Origin of the sequence: Actinoplanes sp. CA-142083 (genome assembly GCF_050942195.1) — a bacterium.
Lineage (GTDB): Bacteria > Actinomycetota > Actinomycetes > Mycobacteriales > Micromonosporaceae > Actinoplanes.
Map to the genome: position 1 here is coordinate 4,313,025 of NZ_CP192076.1, position 25,941 is coordinate 4,338,965.

Annotated in this window: 24 protein-coding genes; 11 read left to right on the forward strand and 13 right to left on the reverse strand. The window is 71.5% G+C overall.

From position 1 onward, the window contains the following. Positions 1–128 precede the first annotated feature (128 nt). From ACQPZX_RS19765 to ACQPZX_RS19785, 5 genes are all read right to left on the reverse strand, one after another. Positions 129–884 carry a formylglycine-generating enzyme family protein gene (locus ACQPZX_RS19765; RefSeq protein WP_433385329.1) on the reverse strand — a complete coding sequence of 252 codons (756 nt, stop codon included), beginning with the start codon at positions 882–884 and terminating at the stop codon, positions 129–131. Between the two features lie 29 nt (positions 885–913). Continuing rightward, on the reverse strand, positions 914–2,101 hold the full coding sequence (locus tag ACQPZX_RS19770) for an MFS transporter (RefSeq protein WP_433382858.1): 1,188 nt from the start codon (positions 2,099–2,101) through the stop codon (positions 914–916). Continuing rightward, positions 2,098–3,360, reverse strand: a complete 1,263-nt coding sequence (locus ACQPZX_RS19775; RefSeq protein WP_433382861.1) for a GH1 family beta-glucosidase — start codon at positions 3,358–3,360, stop codon at positions 2,098–2,100. The genes ACQPZX_RS19770 and ACQPZX_RS19775 overlap by 4 nt, the downstream gene beginning before the upstream one ends. A 101-nt stretch (positions 3,361–3,461) precedes the next feature. Further along, positions 3,462–4,079 (reverse strand): hypothetical protein, encoded by a 618-nt coding sequence (locus tag ACQPZX_RS19780; RefSeq protein WP_433382864.1) that lies wholly within the window; start codon positions 4,077–4,079, stop codon positions 3,462–3,464. Positions 4,080–4,110: 31 nt separating this feature from the next. Next, positions 4,111–6,858, reverse strand: a complete 2,748-nt coding sequence (locus ACQPZX_RS19785; protein ID WP_433382867.1) for a BTAD domain-containing putative transcriptional regulator — start codon at positions 6,856–6,858, stop codon at positions 4,111–4,113. Between the two features lie 264 nt (positions 6,859–7,122). On the opposite strand from ACQPZX_RS19785, the gene ACQPZX_RS19790 reads away from it, so the two are divergent. Beyond that, the gene (locus ACQPZX_RS19790) at positions 7,123–8,115 is read left to right on the forward strand and encodes an RNA polymerase subunit sigma-70 (protein WP_433382870.1); all 993 of its coding nucleotides are present in this window, start codon (positions 7,123–7,125) and stop codon (positions 8,113–8,115) included. 11 nt (positions 8,116–8,126) lie between these two features. Beyond that, positions 8,127–8,564, forward strand: a complete 438-nt coding sequence (locus ACQPZX_RS19795; protein WP_433382872.1) for a DUF6069 family protein — start codon at positions 8,127–8,129, stop codon at positions 8,562–8,564. 72 nt (positions 8,565–8,636) lie between these two features. On the opposite strand, the gene ACQPZX_RS19800 is transcribed toward ACQPZX_RS19795, so the two are convergent. The 3 genes from ACQPZX_RS19800 to ACQPZX_RS19810 all read right to left on the reverse strand — a co-directional run bounded on the left by ACQPZX_RS19800 (position 8,637) and on the right by ACQPZX_RS19810 (position 12,875). Then, a complete protein-coding gene (locus ACQPZX_RS19800; RefSeq protein WP_433382875.1) occupies positions 8,637–9,293 on the reverse strand; it encodes a hemerythrin domain-containing protein in 657 nt (218 codons plus the stop codon). Between the two features lie 77 nt (positions 9,294–9,370). After that, positions 9,371–11,785, reverse strand: coding sequence for a LuxR C-terminal-related transcriptional regulator (locus ACQPZX_RS19805; protein WP_433382877.1), 2,415 nt, complete (start codon positions 11,783–11,785; stop codon positions 9,371–9,373). 337 nt (positions 11,786–12,122) lie between these two features. Next, complete coding sequence (locus ACQPZX_RS19810) at positions 12,123–12,875, reverse strand: hypothetical protein (RefSeq protein WP_433382879.1); 753 nt, start codon at positions 12,873–12,875, stop codon at positions 12,123–12,125. 300 nt (positions 12,876–13,175) lie between these two features. Between ACQPZX_RS19810 and ACQPZX_RS19815 the strand changes: the two genes are divergently transcribed. From ACQPZX_RS19815 to ACQPZX_RS19830, 4 genes are all read left to right on the forward strand, one after another. After that, positions 13,176–13,664: a sigma-70 family RNA polymerase sigma factor gene (locus ACQPZX_RS19815; RefSeq protein ID WP_433385332.1), complete on the forward strand. Its 489-nt coding sequence runs from the start codon at positions 13,176–13,178 to the stop codon at positions 13,662–13,664. Continuing rightward, entirely contained in the window at positions 13,661–14,386 is a 726-nt protein-coding gene (locus ACQPZX_RS19820) for an anti-sigma factor family protein (RefSeq protein ID WP_433382881.1), read from the forward strand. The genes ACQPZX_RS19815 and ACQPZX_RS19820 overlap by 4 nt, the downstream gene beginning before the upstream one ends. Before the next feature lie 65 nt (positions 14,387–14,451). Then, on the forward strand, positions 14,452–14,643 hold the full coding sequence (locus ACQPZX_RS19825; protein WP_433382883.1) for a hypothetical protein: 192 nt from the start codon (positions 14,452–14,454) through the stop codon (positions 14,641–14,643). A 35-nt stretch (positions 14,644–14,678) separates the two neighbouring features. Beyond that, positions 14,679–15,734 (forward strand): LacI family DNA-binding transcriptional regulator, encoded by a 1,056-nt coding sequence (locus tag ACQPZX_RS19830; RefSeq protein ID WP_433382885.1) that lies wholly within the window; start codon positions 14,679–14,681, stop codon positions 15,732–15,734. 1 nt (position 15,735) lies between these two features. On the opposite strand, the gene ACQPZX_RS19835 is transcribed toward ACQPZX_RS19830, so the two are convergent. The 4 genes from ACQPZX_RS19835 to ACQPZX_RS19850 form a co-directional block, all read right to left on the reverse strand. Continuing rightward, complete coding sequence (locus ACQPZX_RS19835) at positions 15,736–16,350, reverse strand: NADPH-dependent F420 reductase (RefSeq protein ID WP_433382887.1); 615 nt, start codon at positions 16,348–16,350, stop codon at positions 15,736–15,738. A gap of 52 nt (positions 16,351–16,402) precedes the next feature. Beyond that, entirely contained in the window at positions 16,403–17,983 is a 1,581-nt protein-coding gene (locus tag ACQPZX_RS19840) for a pectate lyase (RefSeq protein WP_433382889.1), read from the reverse strand. Positions 17,984–18,364: 381 nt separating this feature from the next. Further along, on the reverse strand, positions 18,365–19,435 hold the full coding sequence (locus ACQPZX_RS19845) for a pectinesterase family protein (RefSeq protein ID WP_433382891.1): 1,071 nt from the start codon (positions 19,433–19,435) through the stop codon (positions 18,365–18,367). 77 nt (positions 19,436–19,512) lie between these two features. Continuing rightward, positions 19,513–20,517: a LacI family DNA-binding transcriptional regulator gene (locus tag ACQPZX_RS19850; RefSeq protein ID WP_433382893.1), complete on the reverse strand. Its 1,005-nt coding sequence runs from the start codon at positions 20,515–20,517 to the stop codon at positions 19,513–19,515. A gap of 95 nt (positions 20,518–20,612) precedes the next feature. On the opposite strand from ACQPZX_RS19850, the gene ACQPZX_RS19855 reads away from it, so the two are divergent. From ACQPZX_RS19855 to mraY, 5 genes are all read left to right on the forward strand, one after another. Continuing rightward, positions 20,613–21,770 carry a Gfo/Idh/MocA family protein gene (locus ACQPZX_RS19855; protein WP_433382895.1) on the forward strand — a complete coding sequence of 386 codons (1,158 nt, stop codon included), beginning with the start codon at positions 20,613–20,615 and terminating at the stop codon, positions 21,768–21,770. Then, complete coding sequence (locus tag ACQPZX_RS19860) at positions 21,767–22,858, forward strand: dihydrodipicolinate synthase family protein (protein ID WP_433382897.1); 1,092 nt, start codon at positions 21,767–21,769, stop codon at positions 22,856–22,858. Before ACQPZX_RS19855 ends, ACQPZX_RS19860 begins: the two co-directional genes overlap by 4 nt. Continuing rightward, positions 22,858–23,661: a sugar phosphate isomerase/epimerase family protein gene (locus ACQPZX_RS19865; protein WP_433382899.1), complete on the forward strand. Its 804-nt coding sequence runs from the start codon at positions 22,858–22,860 to the stop codon at positions 23,659–23,661. The genes ACQPZX_RS19860 and ACQPZX_RS19865 overlap by 1 nt, the downstream gene beginning before the upstream one ends. Beyond that, a complete protein-coding gene (locus tag ACQPZX_RS19870) occupies positions 23,658–24,437 on the forward strand; it encodes a PmoA family protein (protein WP_433382901.1) in 780 nt (259 codons plus the stop codon). The genes ACQPZX_RS19865 and ACQPZX_RS19870 overlap by 4 nt, the downstream gene beginning before the upstream one ends. A 72-nt stretch (positions 24,438–24,509) precedes the next feature. Further along, positions 24,510–25,613 carry a phospho-N-acetylmuramoyl-pentapeptide-transferase gene (mraY, locus tag ACQPZX_RS19875; RefSeq protein WP_433382903.1) on the forward strand — a complete coding sequence of 368 codons (1,104 nt, stop codon included), beginning with the start codon at positions 24,510–24,512 and terminating at the stop codon, positions 25,611–25,613. Positions 25,614–25,618: 5 nt separating this feature from the next. On the opposite strand, the gene ACQPZX_RS19880 is transcribed toward mraY, so the two are convergent. Then, entirely contained in the window at positions 25,619–25,921 is a 303-nt protein-coding gene (locus ACQPZX_RS19880; protein WP_433382905.1) for a hypothetical protein, read from the reverse strand. Positions 25,922–25,941: the final 20 nt, after the last annotated feature.

Below are 25,941 nucleotides of genomic sequence, written 5' to 3' on the forward strand. Positions count from 1 at the left end.
GCCGGCCCCTTCAGCGAGCCGGCCCCTTCAGCGAGCCGGCCCCTTCAGCGAGCCGGCCCCTTCAGCGAGCCGGCCCCTTCAGCGAGCCGGCCCCTTCAGCGAGCCGGCCCCTTCAGCGAGCCGGCCCGTCAGCGAGTCGGGATCGGCGCCACCGGGCGGATCGCGGAGAACTCGGTCTGCTCGTAGCGGGTGGCGGCCAGCAGGAGCAGCCACTCGTCGCAGCCCTGCCACGGGTAGAGGTCGGCCGCGCCGCCGCGGACCGCGCGAGGGCCGTCGCCCTTGCGAGGGCTCGCGTCGGCCGGCGCCTCCGCGAAGCCGGGGATCCACACGTCGGCGCAGATCTCGGTGGCCGAGCCCATGGCCGCCAAACCGAAAGCGTTCTCCGCGGCGGCCGTCGCTTCCTCGTCGCCGAAGTCGTCGAGCACCAGCTCCTCGCCCGGCTTGCCGTCGCCGCGGAAGGTCAGCGTCGTGGTGCCGGCGCGGGCCGCGTACTCCCACTCGGCCTCGCTGGGCAGCCGGAACGGCAGCGCCTCGAGCAGCTCCTCCAGGTCGTCCTCGAGGCGGGCGGCGCTGGTGTCACCGTCGGCGTAGTCGTCCTCGTAGTCGGGCAGCCAGTGCCGGACCTGGGCGACCGTCAGCGGGTGCCGGGCGATCAGGAACGGCTCGACGCGGACCTCGCGCACCGGCTGGGCGTCCCCGGCGCCCTCCAGGAACGGCTCGATCGTGTCCTCGACCTCGCCGCCGCGGTCGATGGCGCGCACCGCCTCCAGCTCGTCGTCGGACAGTCCCATCCGGAAGGTGCCGCCCGGAACCTCGCGGAAGACGACGCCCGACTCGGTGTGCCGCCACGCCGGTCGCCCGGCCACGATTTCCTCGACCAGCACGGTCTCCTCGATCCACATGGCGGGGGAATCTACGCTACGCCGCGGATGCGGGTCACCAGGACCGAGCCGAGCACGGTGACCGCGCCGGCGGCCAGGAACAGCACCGGATAACCGCCCAGGTAGGACACAAGCGGGAAGGCCAGCGCCGGGCCGAGGACCTGCGGCGCCGAGTTGGCGATGTTGATGACGCCGAGGTCGCGGGCGCGGTCCTCGGCCGCCGGGAGGACCTGGGTGATCAGCGCCTGGTCGACCGAGAGGTAGACGCCGAAGCCCAGGCCCAGGATGACGGCGGCGATCAGGGCGCCGGTCCAGGTCGGCCAGAACGCGAGCAGCAGCGTGGCCGCGGCCATCACGTAGCCGGAGACGATCACCGACGGCTTGCGGCGGCCGGTGCGGTCGGAGATCACGCCGCCCACCACGACGGTCAGCACGGTCGCGATCGTGTAGACCACGATCAGGATCGCCAGGCCGTCCTCGGCGTTGTCGTAGCGGACCTTGTCGCGCAGGAAGTACAGCAGGTAGAGGGTGGCCATCGCGTTGCCGAGCTGCACCAGGAAGCGGGTGCCGAACGCCCAGGAGAAGTCGCGGTCGCGGAAGGCTTCGAACCTCCACGCGTTGAAGCGCGGCGGGTCGGAGATGGCCGGGTCGCGGGTGGCGAGCACGAAGGGAAGCACGGTCAGGACCACCACGGCGGCGATCAGGGCGTAGCCGCCGCCGATCGCGGTGACGGCCAGGACGCCGGCGACCACGCCGACCGACTGGGTGAGCCCGACCCAGCCGGAGACCAGGCCGCGCTGGCTGACCGGGGTCTGGTCGGGGACGACCGCGGTGAGGCCCGCCTGCATCGTGTTGAGGCCGGCCTGGGCCAGGCACCAGCCGATGCCGACCCACAGCAGCGTGTGCTGCCCGCCGAGAAAGACCAGGGCGGCGCCGCCGAACAGGGCGCCGGCGACGATCCAGGTGTGGCGGCGTCCGGTACGGGCCGTGGTGACGTCGGACAGCGCGCCGGCGAGGGGGCCGGCGACCACCGCGATGAGGGCGCCGATCGCGGTGATGACGCCGAGGGCGGTTTCCTTGTGCTGCGGGCTGATGTCCTCGATCTGGTTGGGCAGCAGCACCTGCAGGGGGCCGAAGTAGCCCATCCAGAGGCCGAGGTTGGCCAGCGAGAGCAGGGCGATCCAGCGGCCGCCGACTTTTGCCTGCCGGACGTCGGTCACCTCAACGCGTCCCGCAGCCAGCGGAACGACGCTCTCGGCGTACGCGTCAATGTCTTGAAATCCACCCGGACCAGCCCGAAGCGCTGGCTGTATCCCTCGGCCCACTCGAAGTTGTCCAGGAGCGACCAGACGAAGTAGCCGCGCACGTCGACGCCGTCCTGGATGGCGCGCTTGACCGCGCCGAGGTGCCCGTCGAGATAGTCGATCCGGAACTGGTCGTCGAGCACGTCGTCGGTGGAGCAGCCGTTCTCGGTGATGTAGACCGGCGGAAGGTTTTCGTAGGTGTTCTTGAGGCCCGTCAGCAGCTCGTGGAGGCCTTCCGGCACGACCGGCCAGCCGAAGGCGGTAGTCGGCACTCCTTCGATCGGGCGCAAATCAAACATTTCGCCCTCGCTGGTGGGTGCTCCGACGAGTGTCGGGTTGTAGTAGTTGATCCCTAGCGCATCCAGCGGGGTTGCGATGATCTCCAGGTCACCGTCCTGGATGACCGGCGCGAGCCCCTCTTCCAGAAATTCCGGATATTTCCCTGTAAGTACCGGATCGTTGAAGAGCCGGTTGTGGAAGCCGTCGTAGAGCATCGCCGCGACCTGATCCACCTCGCTGTCACTGGCGGGCGACACCGGCGTGCAGTTGTTGGTGATCATCACCTCGGTCGCGCCGCGCTCCCGCAGCTGCCGCGCCGCCAGCCCGTGCCCGAGCAGCTGGTGGTGCGCCACCGGCAGGGCCTCGAGGTTGAGCGTGCGTCCCGGCGCGTGCGTCCCCCACGCGTACCCCTGGGCCATGTGCACGACCGGCTCGTTCAGCGTGATCCACCGCGTGACCCGGTCACCCAGCCGATCCGCCACGTGCCCCGCGTACTCGGCGAACCGCAACGCCGTCTCCCGGCTCAGCCACCCGTCCCGGTCCTCCAGCGCTTGCGGCAGATCCCAGTGGAACAGCGTCGGCACCGCCGTGATCCCGCGCGCCGCGAGCCCGTCGACCAGCCGGTCGTAGAAATCGAGGCCGTCCGGGTTGGGCGCGCCGGTCCCGTCCGGCTGGATGCGGGGCCAGGCGACCGAGAATCGGTACGCCCCGACGCCCAGCTCCGCCATCAGGTCGAGGTCTTCCTCCCACCGGTGGTAGTGATCGCAGGCCACGTCCCCGGTGTCGCCGTTCAGCGTCCGCCCCGGCGTATGCGAGAACGTGTCCCAGATGGAGGGGCCGCGGCCGCCCTCGGCGACGGCGCCTTCGATCTGATAGCCGGCGGTCGAGACCCCCACCAGAAACCCGCCGGGAAACCCTTGAAGCGACCCCACACCAGCCTCCAGCCAAAGGTGAATTCAGCTCAGGTTAGTGATCCGGACCACTCACCACCAGTGCCCTACGAGGGGTTCGGCTCGGCGAACCAGCCCGCATCCGGCCGGCGCGGCGGTGGCGGCGGCTCCGTCTCCGCCTCGGGCTCCCACTCCCACAGCCACTGGCTGCGTGCCCCGGCCGCGCGGATGGCTGCGCCGTCCGCCTCGGCCCGGGACTCGGGGATGCCGAACGACGGCCAGGACACCACGAACGTCACCGGCCCGTCGGGCGGAAGCGGCGACACCCAGTACGTCTGGTCGTGGCTGCGGTCGCTGCCGCCTCCGCCGTGCGGCATGAGCAGAAGCGACGTGGGATCGCGCTCCAGGGTCGACGTCCGCTCGCCGTTCGCGTACTGGAGGCCGAGCAGCAGGCGGTCCTCCAGCGGGACCTCGATCGCGGGGTGGCCCCGCCCGCTGACCATCATGTGCAGCCGGCCGCCGGCGACGTCGGGGCGGGACTGCCGCACCCGGACGGACATCGTGAAGCGGAAGCCCGTGGAGAAGGCCTCGACCTGGGTGATGCCGACCGCCACGTCATCGGTCCGGCCGAGCAGGGCGGTGAACCCGACCCCGGCCGGGAACTCGTTCTCCGGCGGCGACATCCGGCGGTGCCAATCCGATCCGCCCCGGCCACTGGTCCACATACCGCCATCCTCGCGCCGCGAGCGGCAAAAGTCAGCCGAGAATCGCGCGCAACCGGTCGATGTCCGGGTAGCGGGCCGTGTCGAGCAGCGAGAGCGCCTCGGCCCGGGCCCGCTCGGCCGCGTCCTCGTCGCCGGCCGCCCGATGGGTCGTGTACAGCCCGATCAGCGGCTCGATCCGGAGGTCCTGCATGTCGCCGTACAGGGTCAATGCCTGCTCGAAAGCCGACGCCGCCCCCGGAGCGTCACCCGTCTGCGCGCGGAAGCGCGCCATGTGCATCCAGCCGCCCGCCGCGCCGTGCGGATTTCCGCAGCGCATGTTGATGTCGATGCTCTCCTGCAGCAGCGCCTGCGCCTTGGCCCGCCCGCCGGGCCGGTAGAAGTGGTACCAGGCGATCGGGTGCAACGCGTTCGCCTCCTCCACGCGACCGGCGTCATCACCGAGGCGGCGATAGGCCGCCAGAGCCTCTATCGCGTACGGGTAAGCCGTCATCGTCTGCTCCCGGGTCGGCACCCGATGCACCCCGACGATGCCGGTCGCCACGCTCAGCAGGCCGTGCGCGAGCCGGGTCGGATCGTTCGTCGCGCGCCCCACCGCGATCGCCGCCTCCAACGGCGGACGCGAGAGCTCGATCTCGTTCAGGCGCAGATGCCCGCGCCCGAGCACGTACTGGAGAAAGCCCACCCACCACTGCTCGCGGGAGCGTTCCGCGACCGCCAGCGCGCGCCGGGCCAGCGCTATCGAGTCGCGCACATGGAAGCGCACGTCCTGCTGATAGGGGCAGAGGACCCAGACAAATGCGCCGAGGTACGCGTCATTGCAGATCTCCGTGACGGCCATCAGATTCTCGTATTCGGCGTCCTGCCAGGCGTACGCGTCCTGGGGGTTGTCGAATTGCTCCGGCTGAATGTCCGGCGGACAGGGCGGGCGGCGGGACGGCCGGAACGGGAAGCAGAGCTCGGCGGCGTTCCCCGCGGAATGCAGGTAATGGTCGACCAGCCGGCCGAGGACGTCGGCGTGCTGGGTGGGGTCGTCGTAGCGCTGCGCGAGCTCGACGGCGTAGCTGCGCACGAGATCGTGGTAGGCGAACCGGCCGGGGCTGCGCTCGTCGAGCAGATGGGTGTCGCAGAGCAGCCGCAGCAAAGCGCGGGCGTCGTCGCCGGCGACGCTGATCGCGGCGGCGCGGGTGATGTCGGGCCCGGGGTGCAGCGCGAGGCGGCGGAAAAGGCCCGCGGCCGCCGGCGGCAATTGCCGGTACGACCAGGAGAAAACCGCCCGCACATCGTGTTTGAGCCCGCCCACGGTGAAAGCGTCGAGCCCGATGTCGCGCAATTCCTCGGCGATCGACTCGAGCGTTCCCCCGGTCACCGCCCGGGCGCACACGACGGCCAGCGCGAGCGGAAGCCCGCCGCACCGGGCCACGATCTCGTCGCGGGCCGCCGGATCGACGTCGGTGCGCTCCCCGCCGAGCCGCCGCCGCAAATAGTCGCGGGCCTCCTCGTCGTCGAACGCGTCGAGCCGCAGCGTGTGCGCGCCCTCGGCGACGACCAGCCCGCCGAGCTGGCTGCGGCTGGTCACCACAACCGCGCAGCCGTGCGCGCCGGGCAGCAGCGGCCGCACCTGGTCGTCGCCGGCGGCGTTGTCGAGCAGCAGGAGCATCCGCCGGCCGGCCAGCACGCTGCGGAACAGCGCGACCCGCTCGTCGAGGCTGGGCGGGATCCGGTGGTCGGGCAGGCCGAGCGCGGTGAGGAAGCCGAACAGCACGTCGGCGGGATCGGCCGGCGCCTCGTCGGGCCCGAACCCGCGCAGGTCGGCGTAGAGCTGCCCGTCCGGATAGCGGCCGGCGACGGCGTGCGCCCACCGCACGGCGAGCGTCGTCTTGCCGACCCCGCCGGCCCCGCTGATCACCGCGAGACCGGTCCCGAGCCGGGTCAGCTCGTCCAGCTCCGCCGCGCGCGCCGTGAACCCGGGCACCGCTCGCGGCAGCTGCGCGGGCGGAACCACCAGGCCGCCGCTGCCCACCTCGGCGTCGAGCATTTCGGTGCGCTGCTTCAGGATCGCCTGCTCCAGCGTGGACAGCGCATGCTCGGGATCGAGGCCGACCTCCTCGGCGAGGTGCTGCCGGTGTCGCCGGAGCGCGTCGAGCGCGTCCGCCGATCGGTGCGCCGCCCACAACCCGAGCGCGAGCAGCCGCCACGCCTCGCCGCGCAATGGTTCGGCGTCCGCCAGCGCTTGGGCCGCCGGCACCGCGTCGCCGATGCGCCCGATTCGCAGCATGGCGGCGATGCTGCGTTCCTGGGCGGCCCGGCGCAGCTCGGTGAGCCGCGCGATCTCGGCCCGCGCCCATTCCTCGTCGGCGAACTGCTCGTAGGGGATGCCCCGCCACCGGTCGAGGGCCTCGCGGAGCAGGCCGAGCGCTTGCCGCGGTGGGAGGTCGCCGGTGCGGGCGAGGTCGCGTTCGAACCGCCAGGCGTCCACGGCGGCGGTGGGCAGCCGCAGCGCGTAGCCCGCGGCCTCCGAGACCAGGATGCTGGGTGCGGCGCGAGGCGGGCGGTCCGGTTCCAGCAGGCGTCGCAGTCTTGACACGTACGCCTGGAGCGTGGCGGTCGCGCTCGCGGGCGGTTCGCCGCCCCACACCCGGTCGACTATCCGGTCGGCGGGCACCACATGGCCGCGCGCCGCCACCAGCATGGCCAGCACGGCCTGCTGTTGATAGCCACCGAGAGTAACGGGCTGCTCGCCCCGCACCGCGAGCGGCCCGAGAACACACACCTCGATCATGAACGGAAACACCACACTGGATCGGGTCGGTAGTCGCCCGATCTTAAACGGTTCAGTCACGTCACCGGCCCGTTGTGGCAGCCGGATAGCCGACAGTCCGTTCTTGCGCCGCCCGGTTTTCGTCTCTTGATCATGGCGGCAGGAGGCGATTACGCGGAGTAATGTGCCGGCCGTCCCCACGGAAGCTCTCGGCGCCGGTGATGAGTTCTCGCGGTCGCGGCCGTCATACCTACGACTGGACACGACAGGGCGGAAGGATGACTCATGAGTGCGGACACGCGGCTGGAGGAGATGGGCTTGAGCGGGCTGGGGGAGGTTGACGAGCCGGCGTTCTCGGGGATGGCGGAGCGGCATCGGCGAGAGCTGCATGTGCACTGCTATCGGATGCTCGGGTCGTTCGAGGACGCCGAGGACACGGTGCAGGAGACGTTTCTGCGGGCCTGGCGGCGGCGGGAGACCTTCGAGGGGCGGTCCACGTTCCGGGCCTGGCTGTACCGGATCGCGACGAACGCCTGCCTGGATCTGCTCGCCAAGGTCCGGCCGGAGCCGGCGACGGGGGGCGAGGTGCTGTGGCTGCAGCCCTACCCGGATCGGCTGCTGGACGAGCTGCCGGCGGGTGACGCGGACGAGCCGGAGACCGTGGCGGTCGCGCGGGAGACGATCGAGCTGGCGTACCTGGTGGCGGTGCAGCATCTCGCGCCGCGGCCGCGGGCCGTGCTGATTCTGCGGGACGTGCTGGGCTGGCCGGCCAAGGACGTGGCGGAGTTGCTGGGGGACTCCGTGAACTCGGTCAACAGCGCGCTGCAGCGGGCCCGCGCCGGCATGCGGGAGCATCTGCCGGCCGAGCGGCAGGACTGGACCGGGGGCGAGGAGGACGCGGAGACGCGCGAGCTGGTGCGCCGCTTCACCGAGGCCAGCGTGGCGACGGACGTCGGCCGGATCGCGGCGCTGCTGCGGGACGATGTCCGCTGCTCGATGCCGCCCACGCCGGGGCTGTTCGTCGGGCGCGACGCGGTGGTGAGCGACTGGGTCGAGAACGGCTTCGAGCAGATGGAAGGGCTGCGGGCACTCCCGGCCGCCGTGAACCGGCAGCCCGCGATCGCCTTCTACCACTGGCGGGAACGGGAGGGCGCGTACCTGCCGCTGACGCTCGACGTCTTGCGGATCACCGGCGGGGCGATCAGTGAGATCGTCACGTTCCACGCCGACCGGTTCGCTCGGCTCGGGCTGCCGGCGAGCCTGCCGGCCGGCGAGTGAGGGGGGCGGAGATGAACAAGCACCGATTCCGCGGGCTCGCCGGCATCGGCCTGATCGCCACGCTCGGGGCGATGGTGGTCACCACCCTCGGCGCGGCGCTGGCCACGGCCGTCGGCGTCGACTTCGAGCTTCCCGACGGGGGCGAGTCGATCCCGTTGCCGGGGTTCGCCACGATGACCGGGTTCTTCTCGGTCGTGGGCGTCGTCATCGCGCTCGCTCTGCTGCGATGGAGCGCTCGCCCCGCCCAGCGATTCGTGGGGACGGCGGTGACGCTGACCGCTATCTCGCTGGTCGCGCCCTTGCTCTCGGGGGCGGACGCCGCGACTGTCACGGCCCTCATCGGGCTGCACCTCATTGCGGCGGCGGTGATGATCCCGGCTCTGGCGCGGAGCCTCCGCGCCCGGACGACGGAGGTCAGCCCGCAGCCCGCCACTGCCCGGAGCCGATGAGCACCTAGCCCAGCACCGGCGCCGCCGCGCACGGGGGCAGGCGACGACGCCGGCGGTCTCGAGAGGCGGCGCTCAGCTCGCGCCGCGCAGCCCAGCCACGTGCCGGCGGTACTGCCGGCGGCCCACCAGCCGCCACAGCACGCGGCCGGGCACCGGGACCTTGCCGAGGAAGTACTGCTGCTCCTCGGGCGTGGCCTCCTCCAGGATCGCCCCGAGCGCGAGCATCGCCTTGCCGCGCGGGATCGTCTCCAGGCCGCGGCGGCCGACCTCGTCCCACTCCTCGACGGTCAGGTGGTCGGCGACCAGCGGCAGCACCTGCGTCTCCTCGTCGCAGAGGTGCTCGAGCAGCGCGGCGCGATGGTCGTGCAGCCGCTCGACGAGCGCGGCGCGCGGCTCGGCCCCGGCTTCCTTCTCCCACCACGGCAGCGCCTCGTCGACCGCGATCAGCGTCTTGCCGAGCCGCTCATGCTGGTCCTCCATCCGGGCGACCAGCTCGTCGTAGAGGCGGGCCCGCTGGTAGAGCTTGGGCCAGATCAGCTCGTCCTCGAGGTGGTGATGGTGGTGCAGCGCGCCGGCGTACTCGCGGACGGCGGCGGCGACCCGCGCGCAGCGGTCGCGGTCGCCCGCGCGCACCTCGTCGGCAAGCCGGGGCAGCAGGGCCGCCTCGCGGCGGAACACCCGGTGGATGATCACCATCTCGTGGGTGTAGGGCGTGGTCGTCGGAGACACGGCGAAGGCTCCCTTGGCGGCGGGATCAGGACGCCCGGGATTCTGGCGCAGCCCACTTGCTCGCCACTTGCACGCGGTTACAACAGGCCCTGCCGGCGGGCCCGCACGACCGCCTCGCGGCGGCGGGGAGCGCCGAGCTTGCGGTAGATGGCGCGCATGTGGGCCTTCACGGTGTTGACCGAGATGCCGAGGCTGTCGGCGATCTCGGCGGCGGTCAGCACCGTCGGCAGGAAGCGCAGCACGTCGCGCTCCCGCTCGCTCAGCGGCTCGGCTCCGGTGTCCGGCATCACCGGCGGCTCCGGCTCGGGGAAGACATCTTCCTCCTCCAGCCACCGCTGCCGGCCGGTCAGCTGCTCGATCCGGGCCGGGTCGAAACGGCGGAACGGCTGGCGGATCCCGTTGCGGCGGGCGAGCGTGGCCGCCCGCGACATCGCGTCGACCGAGCGGCTCACGTGGCCCTGCGCCTCGGCCAGCAGGGCGAGGGCGATCCACGCGGTCACCGCGGCCACCATGTCGGGGCTGTTGCCGGCCCGGGTGAGCAGCACCTCGGCCGCGGCGTGGTCGCCGAGCGCCGCGTACGCCCGGCCCAGGCACACCTGCTCGGCGGGGCGCAGCGACGGCTCGGCCGGCAGGTAGAGCGCCACCACCTGGTCCGGCTCGTGCAGGGCCAGCGCCACGTCGGCCGCGGTGAGCCGCAGCCACCGGTCGAGACGCGGCGCCCGCATGGCCGGGGGCGCCTCGTCGAGAGTGGTGGTCAGCAGCGCGCGGGCCGACCCCGGGTCGCCGGCGGCGAGCAGCAGCTGGACGCGCACCAGCGCGGCGAGCGTCGCGGCCACCGCCTCCGGCGGGCTCATCTCGGAGTGCAGGGCCCGGCGCAGCGCGGACTGCGCCTCGGCGAAGCGGCCCCGCTCGACCTCGACGAGCGCGATCACCAGGTGCGACATCGCGGCCTGCGGCGTTGCCGCCATGCCCAGCCGCTCGGCCAGCGCCTCGGCGGCCGACGCGTGCTCCTCCGCCTCGCGCAGCGAGCCCTGCAGGTAGGCGAGCAGGCCCAGGTAGCCCAAGGCGTTGATCTCCACGAGCGGGACCCCGGCGGTCCGGCCCGCCGACATGCCGGCCCAGAGATACTCGTCGGCCTGGTCGAGCGTGCCCGTCCAGAGCAGCCCGACGCCCTTGTTGCTCAGCGCGAACGCGCGGATCGGGAGCAGCGCGGGCACCTGGTCGAGCCGGGCCGGGCGCAGCATCTCGATGACGTGCGTGGTCGCTCTCAGCAGGCCGGGCATGTCGCCGCTGACCCGGATGACCGCGGCCGCCTCGAAGGCGTCGAGCGCCACGTCGATGGCGAGGCGGTCCTCCGGGGTGCGGCCGGCCAGCCGGCGGCGGGCGCGGGCGATCCGGTCGCGCAGCGCGGGCTGGTTGCCGTTGGCGAACATCAGCACCGCCGCGCACAGGCTGAGCTCGGCCGTGGTCGGCAGCAGCTCGGGCGGGATCCGGCGGATCGTCTCGACCAGGTCCCGCCGGCGCTCCGAGAGCATCATGACGATCCCGCGCTCGGCGACCAGCCGGCCCAGGTACGTCCAGTCTCCGGCGGCCAGGGCGTGCCGTAGCGCCTCGGGCACCGCCTGCTCCCGGGCGTACCAGCGGGCGATCAGGCCGTGCAGGGCGAGCGTCGCGTCCGGCTCCTCCAGCTCGACCTGATGGACAAGCGCGTCGCGCAGCTGGCGGTGGTAGCGGAACCAGCGCTGGTCGCCGGCGACCCGGGTCACGAAGCCGGTGGCGCGCTCGAGATGCTCGAGAATCTGCCGGCCGTGCGTCTCGCCGGTCAGCGCCGCGGCCAGGTCGGCGCAGATCCGGTCGGGAAAGCAGGTGCGCAGCAGGAAACGGCGTACGGTCGGCGGCTGCGTCTCCACCACCTCGCGCAAGAGATAGTCGCGGGTTGCCGCCGCCGGATCGCGGGCCTCCTCCCGCAGGCGGAGGCCGAGCGGCCAGCCCTCGGTGTCGCCCTCGCCGCCGCCGCTCTCCGCGGCGGTGAAGGCCAGCTCCGCCGGGCCGATCTCGGCCAGGTCGCCGGCCGCGCGCAGCCGGTGCAGCGGCAGGCCCGGCTCGCCGCGGGCGATCAGCACGAACCGCAGCCACGGATGCCGCCGCTCGATGAACGCGGCCAGGTCACCGATGGCCGGCGCGCCGTCGAGCGCCTGGAGGTCGTCGAGCACCAGCGTGACGATGCGATCGGAGTGCTCGGCGCAACCGTCCACAGTCACCACGCCGGCGGCTGCGAGCTCCCGGCCCACGGCGGCGGTCAGCGCGCTGCCGTCCCGGTGCTCGGCCCGCAGCGTCAGCCAGGCGTGCGGGCGGGCCTGATTGTCCAGCCAGGACCGCACCAGCGTGGTCTTGCCCCACCCCGGCCCGCCGCGCACAAGTGTGACGGCCCGGCGCGCGCCGTCGTCCAGCAGTGCGAACAGTCGTGGCCGCGGCACGATCCGCTCGGTCATGGCTCTCCACCCCGTAGGCCGCTCGCAGGACACAACCAGGTAGATCCTTACCGCTGGGCAGGGATCATAAACTGGCGTTGATGAGCGCGCGTGCCTTTGTTGGCGGCGTGTCGATAACAGCATGTGCCAAGGTGGCGGCCGCTGGGGCGGCGGGTGAGTGACGCGGGCGGCGCGGGCGGAGCCTGTGCCGCCCGGATGGGCCGGCGGCCGGGTGCGGCCTCTTGGTGCAGCGAGAGTGGCCGCTGAAAAAGGGGACTCTTCTCTACCCGTACGATATAAAAATGACCCGCCGGCAGCGAAAGACGCTGCCGGCGGACCCCCGATGTTTTTCCGTTGGTCAGTTGGCGCTCTTGAGCGGGAAACCGGGAATGGCCTTCGTCTTGCCGCCGTTCGGGGAGATCGCGAACCATTTGCCGTTCACGCCCTGGCCGTTGAGGTCACCCGGTTTCGCGTCGGCGATGAAGTAGTAGACCGGCCAGCCGTTGATGGTCACCTGGCAGGTGTGGTCGGCGCGCTCGACGTAACCGATCAGCTTGGGGTCGATGCCGTCGGGGAAGATTTTGCCGGGGGATTTGATGAGCAGCGGCGGCCAGGCCTTGGCGCATTCGCCGTTGCAGTTCGACTTCGGCGGCTTCTGCGTGTCGTTGTCGAAACGGTAAAGGGTGCGGCCGGCGCCGTCGGTGACGAAATCGCCGATCTGGTCGTTGGCGACCACATTGAGCTCGACGGTGTGGCTGCCCTTGGTCTTGTCGGCGTTGGGCTTGATGTCCTTGTCGGACGGGCCGCTGAAGATTTTCACCCATTTCTGGGTCTTCGCGACGGTCGGCGGCTTCACCTTCGATTTCTGGGCGCCGCCGGCGCCGCCGGAATCCTGACCGGTCGCGGACGCGCTGGGGGACGGAGTTGCCGCGTCCGCGCCGGTCAGGTCGCCGGGCCCATCGGAAGGCGGAGGGGCTTCGGCCGACCTCGTCAGCGCGACCGGAAGGGGGATCGCGTCGGTCGATGGCGTCTGCCGGATGCCGCAGCCCGCCAGACCGGTCAGGCCGGCCAGCGTGGCCACGATGATCGTTGTGCGTGTCCGCGTCATCATGGCTTTGCTCCCTCGCTCCCGCCCGGCTGGATCCGGGCCTGCCATCCACACGACGCGTTCTCCAGGACGGTTCACCCGGGTGTGCCAAACTCCCAAGATCTTTGATCCGGTTGAGCGACCTCGTCGTATCTCAAGTAGCCGCGGCACAGTACGTTCATCGATGTCGCCTTCGGCGAGTCCGCAACACCATGATCAAAGGCGGGCCCGTACCGAAAATGGCACCGATTCGGTGCCGCGGGAGAAAGAGACGCAATGCCGTCACCGAGGACCAGACCCCGCCGGGAGGTGGCCGATGAAGCACTGGTCAGATCGCTGTTCAACGAACACGGCCGGGCCATGCTCGCGTATGCCACGCAGCTGACCAGGGACCGGCAGGCCGCCGAGGACGTCGTCCAGGAGGCGCTGGTGCGCGCCTGGCGGCACCCGGACAGCCTGGACAGCGGGAAGGGCTCGGTGCGCGGGTGGCTGCTCACGGTCGTCCGCAACATCGTGCTCGACCAGATCCGCGCGCGTAACCGCAGGCCCCCCGAGGTCAGGGAGAGCCCGCCGGACGCCGCGGTCGAGGGCGACCACGCCGAGCGGGTGGTCAACTCGATGATCGTGGTCGACGCGCTCAGTCGTCTCTCCGCCGAGCACCGGGCCGTGCTCGAACAGGTCTACTTGAAGGGCAACACGGTCACCGAGGCGGCCGAGGCCCTGGGCATTCCGCCGGGAACCGTGAAGTCCCGGTCCTACTATGCGTTGCGGGCCCTACGCGAGGCCGGCAACACGGAACGGTTGGCATCATGAGTACGCCGGAGAGCACGAACCCGACCAACGACCACGTCGACATGGCCGGTTACCTGATGGAGATGCTCACGCCCGAGGAAAAGCAGGCGGCCGACGAGCATCTCGCGGGCTGTGCCGCCTGCCGCGAGGAGATCGAGTCCCTGCAGGAGTGGTCGTCGGCGCTGCGTGAGATCCCCGACGAGATGCTGATGGACGGCCCGCCCGAGGACGCCGACCTGGTCCTGCAGCGGGCGTTGCGCCAGGTGCGCCAGGAGGCCGGCGGCGGCCGCACGCGTCGCCTCGCCGTCCTGACGACGGCCGCGGCGGCGATCATCGTGGTCGCGGTGGGCGGCGGCGTCATTCTCGGCCGGGGTACGGCGCCCAGTGGCTCGACGCCGCAGGCGCAGGGTTCGACGTCGGCCTCGGCGGTGGTGCCGGGCACGCAATTCGTGTCGGCGGAGGATCCCGGCACGGGCGCACGGATCAACGCGACTATCACGCCGGCGATGGGCTGGGTGCGGTTGAGCGCGACCGTCGCAGGCATCCCGGCGGGGGAGAAGTGCCGGCTCGAGGTCGTCGGCAAGGACGGGTCGGCCATCCTGGCGGGTTCGTGGCTGGTGTCGCCGGCGGGCGAGGCCAACGGGACGCCGCTGAACGGGAGCGCGCTGATCGAGCCGTCCGAGGTGGCCGCGGTGCGGGTGGTGAACACCGCCGGCAAGCAGTTCGTCAGCGTGAACGTGTGACCCGCTTCTCTCTTGACCGGTACAGAAGGGCAGGCCTACTGTACCGGTATAGAGAGGAGTACATCATGGAGCTTCCACTGCTGATGATCGTCGCCGTCAACCAGGTTCGCCGTCAGTTCGAAGAGTGCGCGCCCGACGCGCCCGCCGTCCCCTTGGTCCCCCGCGCGCCCGCGGCCCGCCAGACACGCGCCGCGCTCGCGCGCGGGCTGATCCGGATGGCGGGGGTGGTCGCCCCGCCGGAGCCGGCCTGCCGTTGAGGGCCGATCTGCTGGGGCGGAGCTATGGTGACGCGGTGGCACGCGTGACACTGCAGACGATCGCCGACCGGGTGGGCGTGAGCCGGATGACCGTCTCCAACGCGTTCTCCAAGCCCGATCAGCTCTCCGCCACCTTGCGCGAGCGCATTCTCGCCGCCGCCCAGGAGCTCGGCTACGTCGGGCCCGACCCGGCGGCCCGGGCGCTGGCCAAGGGCACCACGGGCGCGGTCGGGGTGGTGTTCACGCATTCGCTGCGCTACGCCTTCACCGATCTGGTGGCGACCGGCTTCCTCGGCGCGATCGCCGAGGAGCTGGCGCCGACCGGGCTCTCGCTCACCCTGCTGACCTCGGCCGACGAGGGCGACATCGTGCCCGCGCGGGACGTGCCGATGGACGGGGCGCTGGTCTACTCGTGCGACTGGACGTCACACGCGGTGGAGTTCCTGCACCGGCGACGGCTGCCGCTGGTCTACGTCGACCAGGACCCGGTCTACGACATCCCGAGCGTCAACGTCGACGACCGCGGCGGCGCCCAGGCGGCAGCCCGGCACCTGCTCGAGCTCGGCCACCGGCGGATAGGCCTGCTGCTCTCGGGCACGCACGGGCCGTACGGGCTGGTCGACGACCCGGGCGTCGTCGACGGCCACTCCTCGCGGCAGCGGGTGCTCGGCTGGCTCGACGAGCTCGACTCGGCCGGGGCTGAAGTGATCTCGGCCCGGCAGGACGGCACCGGCCTGGAGTCGGCCAGATGGGGCGCCCGGCTGCTGCTCGATCGGCCCGACCGGCCGACGGGCCTGCTGTGCTTCTCCGACGCGGTCGCCTATGGGGCGTTGCAGGTCGCGGCCGAGCTGGGCATCGACGTGCCGGGGGAGCTGTCGATCGTCGGCTTCGACGACAACCCGCTCGCCGCGCAGGTGCGGCCGAGGCTCACCACGGTCCGGCAGGACATCGCCGCCAAGGGCAAGGCCGCGGCGGCCACGCTGACCGCCGCGATCGAGCGCGCGAAGACCGGCATCTCAGCGCCGGCCGAGCACGTCCTGCTCCCCACCGAGCTGGTGATCCGCGAGAGCACCGGCCCGGTCAAGCCGTAGGTCAGATGTAGTCGCCGAGGACGCCGGCGAGGACGTCGGTTGCGTCCTGGACGTCGATCTCGTGCATCTGCAGCGGGCCACCCGTCTCGACGTAGCGGGCGGTGTCGGCCCGGCCCGCGAAGACCGGGGCGAAGCCCAGGTCGCGGATCAGCTTCGACGCGGTCAGGCGGGCGTCGACCAGGTCCGTGCAGACGAACTCGGCCAGCAGCGGGTCGTGACCACGACGGCGGGTCAGCACGGCCGTCGGCAGCGTGTTGAACGCCTTCACCCAGTGGGCCTCGGGCGCCCAGGTCATCAGCGTCTCGAGGCCGCTCATCCCGCCCGGCGTGGCGTGCGGCGGGTTCGTCGCGTCGATGACCACCTTGCCGGCGAGTGTGCCGCCGGCCATGTCGATCGCCTCGTGTGCCGACGACCAGTCCGGCGCGAACAGCACCGCGTCGGCGTAGGCGGCCGCGTCGGCGACCGGCATGGCCACCGCGTGCTCGCCGATCCGATCGACCAGGCCGCCCAGCCGCTCCGGGTGCCGCGACGTGATCGCCACGTCGTGCCCGCTCTCCACGCACCACTCGGCGAGGGTCGCGCCGAGCTTTCCTGCCCCGATGACGCCGATGTGCATGCCCCCAGCGTGCCAATTCGCCCACCCCCAGGGTGGGCGAACGGCGAATTTCCTAACAGCCGAGGTGGCGGATCCCTACACTCGCCGCGACCACCAGCGGCACGGCCCAGGCCGGATCGACACGCGTACGGAGGGTGGGGGTCCAGCCCGCGTCCGGCGTCAGATCAGGGTCGTACGCGGCGTTGTAGGCCGCCACGAGATCGACCGGCTTGGCCTTGTTGCCGACCTGGACGAGCGACCCGATCGCGGTGATCTTCGTGCCCTTCCAGTAGTGGATGACGTCGGCGGCGGGGACGTCGGCGCTGAGTTTGAAGTAGTTGTTCTCGGCGTAGATGCTCGACTCGACCCCGACGCCGAGCGAGTACTGGTACAGCTCGTCGGTGGCGACGAACAGGTTGTCGTACACGTCGACCTGGCCGAAACGGACGCGCGGCGCGCGCTGCAGGACGTTTCCGAAGCGGTTGTGGTGCACGGTGACGCGCAGCTTGCCGACGTCCACGCCGGGGGTGTCGGTCGAGCCGATCAGCATCGTCTTGTCGTGGTCGTAGTAGTCGTTGTACGAGACTGTGACCAGATCCGAGCCGCGGATGATGTCGGACGCGCCGTCGTGCACCTGGTAGGGCCGGCCGAAGTAGATCGGCTGGTCCTCGTCGTGGTTGTTGCCGTCGCTGAACGTGTTGTGATCGATCCACACGTTGGTGGCGCCGGAGAGCGAGACGAGGTCGTAAAGCGAGTTCCAGTTGCCGGCGGAACCGTCGGTCGGGTCCCACGCCGGGAAGCAGTCGGCGGCATCGGTGATTTCCAGATTTCGTACGATCACGTTGCTCACGTTCGTGACGACGAGACTGCCGTGGGTCAGCCGCCCGCCGTTGATCCCGACGATCGTCGTGTTGCTGCCGACGTTGACCCTGATGGTGTCGCCCTGCTTCTTTGCCGACCGCACCCGGGCGTCCTCGAGGGGGCCGCTGGGCTTGGCGGCCGTGCCCCAGACCGCGGGGTCGTAGGCGGCGAGGAACGCGTCGAGGCTGTATTCGGGATCGGCGAACGCGTCGCACCCGACGGGCTGGTTGGCCGCGTCGACCCGGAGGTCGATCTTCCCGCTGACGTAGACGATCTTCGGGGTGGCGTTCTGGCCGTTGGTGGCGGCGTCGCCGCCGAGGGCGGCGATGAGCTCGGCCCGGGTGCGGACCACCGCGACGTGCGCGTCGTCGGCCGCCGAGCCGCCGGTGGTGCCGGCGCCGGAGGACGCCCAGCCGTCGTTGGCGGGCAGCGTCTGGCGGCCCAGCTTGAGCGCGACGGGGGAGAGGCCGGCCTTCTTCACGGCCTGCGTGGTCGCGCCGACGGCCGCGGCCTCCGCGCTGACGCCGGCGGGCGCCTGCGCGGTCAGCCCGGCCGGCGCCTGCGCTGTCAGCCCGGCGGGCGCCTGCGCTGTCAGCCCGGCGGGCGCCTGCGCTGTCAGCCCGGCGGGCGCCTGCACGGTCAGCCCGGTGGCTGCTTCCGCGCTCACCCCGGCAGGCGCTGAGAGGGCGCCCGCCGGGGGAGCGGCGCCGGCCGGTGTGGCCAGCGGCGGGCCGGCTATCCCCAACGCGGCGACAGCGACGAGGACAGCGGCGGAGGTGGCTCTGGAGGGCATGGCATCTCCCTAGAACGGCCGGTGGCGGCCGTCGGTCATCCGCAGGAAAGCGCTTGCCTGGCAAACATTCCCACCGGCGTCGACCGCAGTCAATGCCTCGGACAACGCAGAAAATTTGCAGTCCGGGATCGATGACGATCTCGCGCGCACGGGGGCGGTCCAGGCCAAACGCGGCCAGTGCGGCAAGCCGGGCGGGTTGCCCGCAAATCGCCCTCGGGCCGGGGAATTTGCAACAGCGGAACTCGGCGGCCGAGCGCCCGGTTCTCGGCGGCGCGACGGTCATTCACAACGAAGGATGGAGGCCCGCCCGGGCAGCGGCGGCGGCCTGTGGCGGCGGGTGGAGTCTGCCTGGGCCGCGGCGGCGGCCACTGACGGCGGGCTCTACTTGCAGGACTGCGGGCGCCACCCGTCGCTGCCGCGCAGGAAGGCTGCCATCGTGTTCTCCGCGGCCTCCGCATCGGACAGTTGCGGACGGTCGGCCGACGGGATCGCCCCGGGCCCCCGGTTGTGGTACTCGGCCAGCCTTGCCTCGCGCCACGACCACGTCCCGAAGTCGCTCCAAGCGGTCGCCCCCACGTGCGCCCCGATCCACGACTCGCGGATGAGGGTCTGGCCGATCGCGTTCGGGTCGTTGCTCGGGTGCCACGGCCGGCCGAGGAACACGCTGCCCGCGGGCGCGTCCGAAGTGAGCATGCAGCGATGGAAGAGCAGCCCGTGGGCGTTGGCGATGTCGGTGCTCGGCGCGGTCACGTACCCGCTGGGGCTTGAATCGCGGTTGAGCGAGTGAATCCGGCAACGATCGAAGACGGCGCTCGCGCGGCCGAAGATGAAGTCGACGTCGCCCTCGACGTAGCACTCGCGGAAGTACGCCCGGGCGATCACGCCGGCCGCGCTGCTGTTGGTGTAGAGGGTGTCCTGGTTGGCGAGGAACCGCACCCGGTCGAACTCGACCCGGTCGGCCCGGGTCAGCACCGCCACCGCCTGCCGGGAGGTGATCTCGGGGTGCGCGGCCTCGTCGAAGAGGTTGGCGAAGGTGAGGTTGCGTGCCCGGAACCCGGCGCCGTCGATGGTGACCGACGCGCTGCCGGTCGTGCCCCACGGCGTGCCGTCGGGCTTGAGCGTGCCGTTGGCCCGGTCGTCGGCGATCACCACGGAGTCGGGGGTGGCGCCCATGCCGGTCAGGGTGATCTGGGACTTGCTCGACGGGACGATGACCTGGCCGCGATAGGTGCCGGGGCGAACGCCGATGGTGTTTCCGGCCGGTACGGCGTCGATGGCCGCTTGGATGGTGGTGAAGTCGCCGCTGCCGTCGGCGGCCACGACGGCGAACGGGGGAGCGGCCCGGGAACGACCCCGGCCCGGGGCGGCCTGGGCGGGCGACACCACGGTCGCCGTGAGAGCGGTGCCGGCCAGCCCGCCGCCGGCCAGCTCGAGGAACCTTCGTCTGCGCATGTCGGGGGAACCTCCTTAGGAAAGCCCTTTCCTGCGGAAGTTAGGCCCATCGATGCGTGGCAGTCAATACCCGCGGCTCAGGCTTCGAGGGGCCAGGTGCTCTCGCGCCGCACCAGCTCGGCCGGCACGTGCTCGACCCGGGGCTCGTCGGCCGCCGCGCCCAGCGCCAGCCGCATCGCCCGCTCGCCGAGCTCGGTCAGCGGCAGCCGCACCGAGGTCAGCGAGGGCGTCACGTCCCGCGCGATCGGCATGTCGTCGAAGCCGACCACCGCGACCCGCCGGCCGGCATCTCGCAGGGCCGCGAGCGCGCCCACCGCCATCGAGTCGTTGAGCGCCGCGATGGCCGTCACCGCCGGGAACTCCGCGAGGATCCGCTGGGTGACCGCGACGCCGCCGTCCCGGGTGAAGTCCGAATGGACAATCCGCTCCTTCGGCAACTTGTGCCGATATTTCCGGACGGCCCGGCGTACGCCCGTCAAGCGGTCCGCCGTGGTGGTCAGATATGCCGGCCCGGCGATCACCGCGATCTCGGAGTGTCCAAGGTCGAACAGATGCGACGCCGCGAGGAACCCGCCCTCCTCGTTGTCGGGCATCACCGCGTCGCCGGTGTGCTCGTGGCGCCCGATGACGGCGATCCGGCCGCCGGTCGCCTCGAAGGCCCGCAGCCGATCGTCGAGCCGGGCGGCGGTCGGCGCGTCGAGATATCCCGAGCCCGCGATCACGATCGCCGCCACCTGATGGGCGTGCAGCAGGTCGATGTACTCGAGCTCCCGATCCGGCTCCCGGTAGCTGTTGCAGATGATCGCCAGCCGCCCGTCCGCCTCGGCGACCCGCTGAAGCCCCCGCGTGATCTCCGCGAAGTACGGGTCGGACACGTCGTGCACGATCACCCCGACGGCGCTGCGATGCGACCGGGCCAGCATCTGCGCGTGCGCGTTCGGCACGTACTTCAGCTCGGCCACGGCCGCCAGCACGCGCGCCCGCAGCGCGTCGGCGACCGGCTTCGGGCTGCCATTGATGATCCTGGACGCGGTTGCGGTCGAGACTCCCGCGTGGCGTGCGACATCCGCCAAGGTGGCCATGACCGGGGAGGATACCTTCGCGGCTCTTGCCTGCGTGGCAGCACGCCCACTACGGTCTAGGAAAGCGCTTACCTAAGACGGAGGACCCGCAGACAATGGGCCGGACGACGATCGGAATTGTGCTCAACGGCGTCACCGGACGGATGGGGCTGCGGCAACATCTGCTCCGCTCGGTGCTCGCCATCCGCCAGGACGGTGGCCTGCCGCTCCGCGACGGGTCGGTGCTCTGGCCCGAGCCGGTGCTGGTCGGGCGCAGCGAGGCCAAGCTGCGGGCCATCGCCGAGAGCCACGGCATCGCCGAGGAGAACTGGACCACCGACCTGCCGGCCGCCCTGGCCCGCCCCGACGTGCAGGTCTACTTCGACGCCCAGGTCACCTCGGCCCGGGTCAAGGCCCTGCAGATGGCGATCGACGCCGGCAAGCACATCTACACCGAGAAGCCGGTCGCCGAGACCCTCGAGCAGGCGATCGAGCTGGCCCGCCTGGCCGACGCGGCCGGCGTCAAGCACGGCGTCGTGCAGGACAAGCTCTACCTGCCCGGTCTGCGAAAGCTCGACAGACTCATCAAAGCCGGATTTTTCGGAAAAATTCTGTCGGTGCGCGGGGAGTTCGGCTACTGGGTGTTCGAAGGGGACTGGCAATCGGCCCAGCGCCCCTCCTGGAACTATCGGGCGGTCGACGGCGGCGGCATCGTCCTCGACATGTTCCCCCACTGGCACTACGTCCTGGAGCAGCTGTTCGGCCCGGTGCGAACCGTGACCGCGACCGCCGCCACGCACATCGACCGCCGGTGGGACGAGGAAGGCGCCGCCTACGAGGCGACCGCCGACGACGCGGCGTACGGGATCTTCGAGCTCGACGGCGGCGTCATCGCCCAGATCAACTCGTCCTGGGCGGTCCGGGTGAACCGCGACGAGCTGGTCGAGTTCCAGGTCGACGGCACCCACGGCAGCGCGGTGGCCGGCCTGCACCACTGCCGCATCCAGCCCCGGGCCGCCACGCCCAAGCCGGTCTGGGACCCGGACGTCCCCACCACGCAGCGGTTCCGCGAGCAGTGGCAGGAGGTCCCCGACAACGCGGTCTTCCCCAACGGCTTCCGGGCCCAGTGGGAGCAGTTCCTCCGCTACGTGGCCGAGGACGCGCCCTACGCCGGCGACCTGTGGGCCGGCGCCCGCGGCGTCCAGGTCGCCGAGCTGGGCCTGCAGTCCTCCCGCGAGGGACGGCGCCTCGAGATCCCGGAGCTGGGCCGATGATCGAATTCAAAGGCGCCCGCTTCGAAGCCGGAAAACCCTTCAAGAGCCGCATCGCGTACGCCGCCGCGCCGGTCACCGCGGATCAGCGGGCCGAGAACATCCCCGGCGCGCCGGCCGCGCTGGACTGGGATGCCACTCTCCGGTTCCGCCATCACCTGTGGTCGCACGGCTTCGGCGTGGCCGAGGCGATGGACACGGCCCAGCGCGGCGCCGGCCTCGACTACCCCGCGACCCGCGAGCTGATCCGGCGCAGCTCCGCCGAGGCCAGGTCGGTCGGCGGCAAGATCGTGGCCGGCGTCAACACCGATCAACTGCTCTCCGGTGCCGCCTCGATCGACGACATCCGGAAGGCGTACGCGGAGCAATTGAATGATGTGCAGGAAGCCGGCGCCCAACCGGTGCTGATGTGTTCCCGCCATCTCGCGGCGACGGCCGCGGATGCGGACGACTACCGGCGCGTCTACGGCGAGCTGCTGTCCCAGGCGGACGGCCCGGTGCTGCTGCATTGGCTGGGGGAGGCCTTCGACCCCGCGCTGGCCGGCTACTGGGGTGGCGACGACGTGGTCCTCGAGATCATCGAGGAGCACGCCGCGAAGGTGGACGGCATCAAGCTCTCTCTGCTCGACGCCGACCGCGAGATCGAGATGCGCCGCCGCCTCCCCGCGGGCGTCCGGATGTACACCGGCGACGACTTCAACTACCCCGTCTTGATCAAGGGCGACGACCAGGGCCACTCGGAGGCGCTGCTGGGCGTGCTCGCCGTCATCGCCCCACCGGCCGGCGCGGCATTGCGCGCCCTCGACGCGGGCGACCTGGCGACCTACGACCGGATCATGGACGCCACGCTGCCCCTCGCCCGGCACCTCTTCGCGTCCCCGACCTATCACTACAAGACCGGCATCGTCTTCCTGAACTGGCTGGCCGGCCACCAGGACCACCTGGTCATGGTCGGCGGCGCACAGGCCGGCCGCTCGCCCAGCCACCTGCTCACGCTGATGCGCCTGGCCGACGACGCCGGCATCCTCCCCGACGCCGATCTCGCCACCGCCCGCGCCCGGGCCTGGCTCACCACGGTAGGACTCGAATGATGAACGGTTTCTCCCTGAATCAGGCCACGACCAAGCGCTGGCCTCTCGACGAGTTGGTGGCCGGCTGCGTCGCCGCCGGCGTCCCCGCCGTGGGACTGTGGCGAGAGGAGGTGGCGGAGTTCGGTTTGGACAAGGCCGCCACCCTGGTCCGCGACGCCGGCCTCACGGTTTCGTCGCTGTGCCGCGGCGGCTTCTTCCACGAGGCCGACTGGTACGACAACAACCGCCGCGCCATCGAGGAGGCCGCCACCCTCGGCACCGACACCCTGGTGCTGGTCAGCGGCGGCCTCCCCGGCAAGTCCCGCGACATCGACGGCGCCCGCCGCCACGTGTCCGACGCGATCGGCGCCCTCGTCCCCGACGCCCGCGCGGCCGGCGTCCGCCTGGCGATCGAGCCCCTGCACCCGATGTTCTGCTCGGATCGCTGCGTCGTGGCGACCCTCGGCCAGGCCCTCGCGATCGCCGCCCCGCACCCCTCCGACGCTGTCGGCGTCTGCATCGACACCTACCACCTGTGGTGGGACGACCAGGTCTGGGACCAGATCGCCGCGGCCGGCCGCGGCGGACGGATAGCCGCCTTCCAGCTGGCCGACTGGATCACCCCGCTGCCCGAGGGCGTCCTGCTCGGCCGCGGCCTCCCCGGCACCGGCTGCGTGGATCTCCGCCGCTTCTCCACCGCGGTCCGCGACGCCGGTTACCAGGGGTACGTCGAGGTCGAGGTCTTCCACGAGGACGTCTGGTCCCGCCCCGGCCCCGAGGTGCTGGCCGAGGCGTACGCCGGCTACCAGGCCTTCGCCGCATGACCACCTTGACCGTCGCCGGCCATCCGGTAGCCACCTACGTCTCGCGGGCCGACCTCGACATCCGCCTGGCTCCTCGCCCCTACCTTCACCCCGTCCGGACACTCTCCGGCGTGACGGTCACCGATGCTCTCTGCTACGACCACCCGTGGCACATGGGCGCGTCGGTGACGATGGCCGACGTCGACGGCCTCAACTTCTGGGGCGGCCGCACGTATGTCCGCGACGAGGGCTACGTCTGGCTCGACGACCACGGCCGCATCGTCGAGGTTTCGTCGTCCGGCTCCACCTCCCGTCTCGAATGGCAGGCGGCTACCGGCGAAGTCATCCTCCGCGAGGAACGGACGGTAACAGCAAGTGCCGCGCCTCACGGCTGGCGTCTTTCTTTCACGTACGCCCTGAGCACCGTCACCGAGTCGGAGGTCGTGCTCGGCAGCCCCGCCACGCACGGCCGCCCGGGCCAGGCCGGCTACGGCGGCTTCTTCTGGCGCGCTTCACCGGGAGTGGCCAAGGCCTTCGGCGCGTTGTCGGACTCCCCGCACGCCTCGGCCGACCCCTGGCTGGCGGTGACCGTGGACGACCGCTACACGCTGGTCTTCCAGGGCCTGGCCGACGCCGACCGGTGGTTCGCCCGCACCGAGGAGTACGTGGGCGTGTGCGCGGCCCTGGCCTTCACCGATCCGTTGCCGATCAAGCCCGCCCACCCCCTGACCAGGGAAATCCACGTCCTGATCGCCGACGGCGCCCTGACCCGCCGGCAGGTGGAGGAGGCGCTCTGAGGCTGCGGCGCTGGTTGCTTGCCGTCGCATGGCAAGCTCTTGTCCCGTGATCGATGACTTCAAGGCCCGCCCGTGAGGGCGGTCATCGTCGCGGCCGCCGTCGCGTTCATCGTCTCGCTGTTCGGCACGCCGGTGGCCATCCGCGTCTTCACCGCGCTCAAGGCCGGCCAGCCGATCCGGTCCATCGGGCCGTCCTCCCATCTGGCCAAGAAGGGCACGCCCACGATGGGCGGCGTCACGTTCATCGTGGCGACCGTCTTCGCCTACGTCGCCGGGCACATCGCGCTGACGACGCTGCCCGAGCGGCAGATCGCGCAGGAGGGCCCGACCATGACGGCCCTCGTCCTGCTCGGGCTGTTCGTGTTCTGCGGCGTGGTCGGCTTCCTCGACGACTTCCTCAAGGTGCGCCGCCGCAACTCCGACGGGCTGTCCGCCAAGGGCAAGCTGCTCGGCCAGGCGATCGTCGGCGCCGGCTTCGGCATCGCGGCGCTCTACGTGGCCAGCACCAACGGCCAGACCGTGGCCAGCGAGCACATCTCGCTCATCCGGGACATCAGCTGGCTGGACGTCGGCAAGGTCGGCTCGGTGATGGTGTTCGTCTTCGTGATCACGGCGATGTCGAACGGCGTGAACCTCACCGACGGCCTGGACGGCCTGGCCACCGGCGCGTCGATCCTGGTGCTCGGGGCGTACGCGCTGATCGGCTTCTGGCAATATCGCCACTGGTGCGGCGACCTCGATTACGTGCGGGCCAACGACTACTGCTACCAGGTGCGGGATCCGCTGGAGATCGCCATGATCGCGGCCGCCGCGGCGGCGGCCTGCGTGGGCTTCCTGTGGTGGAACACGTCGCCGGCACGGATCTTCATGGGTGACGTGGGCTCGCTCGGGCTGGGCGCCCTGATCGGCGGCCTCGCGGTGGCGACCCGCACCACGCTGCTGTCGATCATCATCGGCGGGCTCTTCGTCATCGTCACTGTGACCTGGGTGATCCAGATCGTCTCGTTCCGCACCACCGGCAGACGCGTCTTCCGGATGGTTCCGCTGCACCACCACTTCGAGCTGGCCGGCTGGAGCGAGGTCAACATCGTCGTCCGCTTCTGGACCGTCGCCGGCGTCTGCGTGGCGATAGGTCTAGGCCTCTTCTACTCGGACTTCCTGGCAGCCGTCGGATAAGGCCGCTAGTGCGCGCTGTCGCCCAGGATCGCGGCCAGCAGGAGCACCGCGATCAAGGCCGCCGCCAAGCCGAACAAAGCCGCCTGCCCGCCCAGCGAGGCCGACGACCGGGCGTTGCGCGCCCCGATCCCGACCCACAACCCGGCCACCACCAGGCACGCGGGCAGGAACAGCAAGCCGGCCACGACCACGGCCCGGGGCTCGTCGGTCAGCGTCCCGGTGGCGGCGGCGAACCCCACGATGCCGACGATCAGCCCGGCCACAATCCAGGCCGCGGCGATGGTGAAGGCGCGCATCCGGCTCACCATGGCGGGCACGATACTCCACC

Bases quoted from the DNA above. Each gene is read 5' to 3' on its own strand.
- ACQPZX_RS19780 (WP_433382864.1), bottom strand. From the start codon at position 4,079: ATGTGGACCAGTGGCCGGGGCGGATCGGATTGGCACCGCCGGATGTCG.
- ACQPZX_RS19820 (WP_433382881.1), top strand. From the start codon at position 13,661: ATGAGTACGCCGGAGAGCACGAACCCGACCAACGACCACGTCGACATG.
- ACQPZX_RS19835 (WP_433382887.1), bottom strand. From the start codon at position 16,350: ATGCACATCGGCGTCATCGGGGCAGGAAAGCTCGGCGCGACCCTCGCC.
- ACQPZX_RS19810 (WP_433382879.1), bottom strand. From the start codon at position 12,875: ATGATGACGCGGACACGCACAACGATCATCGTGGCCACGCTGGCCGGC.
- ACQPZX_RS19850 (WP_433382893.1), bottom strand. From the start codon at position 20,517: ATGGCCACCTTGGCGGATGTCGCACGCCACGCGGGAGTCTCGACCGCA.
- ACQPZX_RS19880 (WP_433382905.1), bottom strand. From the start codon at position 25,921: ATGGTGAGCCGGATGCGCGCCTTCACCATCGCCGCGGCCTGGATTGTG.
- ACQPZX_RS19785 (WP_433382867.1), bottom strand. From the start codon at position 6,858: ATGATCGAGGTGTGTGTTCTCGGGCCGCTCGCGGTGCGGGGCGAGCAG.
- ACQPZX_RS19855 (WP_433382895.1), top strand. From the start codon at position 20,613: ATGGGCCGGACGACGATCGGAATTGTGCTCAACGGCGTCACCGGACGG.
- ACQPZX_RS19865 (WP_433382899.1), top strand. From the start codon at position 22,858: ATGAACGGTTTCTCCCTGAATCAGGCCACGACCAAGCGCTGGCCTCTC.
- ACQPZX_RS19795 (WP_433382872.1), top strand. From the start codon at position 8,127: ATGAACAAGCACCGATTCCGCGGGCTCGCCGGCATCGGCCTGATCGCC.
- ACQPZX_RS19805 (WP_433382877.1), bottom strand. From the start codon at position 11,785: ATGACCGAGCGGATCGTGCCGCGGCCACGACTGTTCGCACTGCTGGAC.
- ACQPZX_RS19790 (WP_433382870.1), top strand. From the start codon at position 7,123: ATGAGTGCGGACACGCGGCTGGAGGAGATGGGCTTGAGCGGGCTGGGG.
- ACQPZX_RS19860 (WP_433382897.1), top strand. From the start codon at position 21,767: ATGATCGAATTCAAAGGCGCCCGCTTCGAAGCCGGAAAACCCTTCAAG.
- ACQPZX_RS19840 (WP_433382889.1), bottom strand. From the start codon at position 17,983: ATGCCCTCCAGAGCCACCTCCGCCGCTGTCCTCGTCGCTGTCGCCGCG.
- ACQPZX_RS19825 (WP_433382883.1), top strand. From the start codon at position 14,452: ATGGAGCTTCCACTGCTGATGATCGTCGCCGTCAACCAGGTTCGCCGT.
- ACQPZX_RS19870 (WP_433382901.1), top strand. From the start codon at position 23,658: ATGACCACCTTGACCGTCGCCGGCCATCCGGTAGCCACCTACGTCTCG.
- ACQPZX_RS19845 (WP_433382891.1), bottom strand. From the start codon at position 19,435: ATGCGCAGACGAAGGTTCCTCGAGCTGGCCGGCGGCGGGCTGGCCGGC.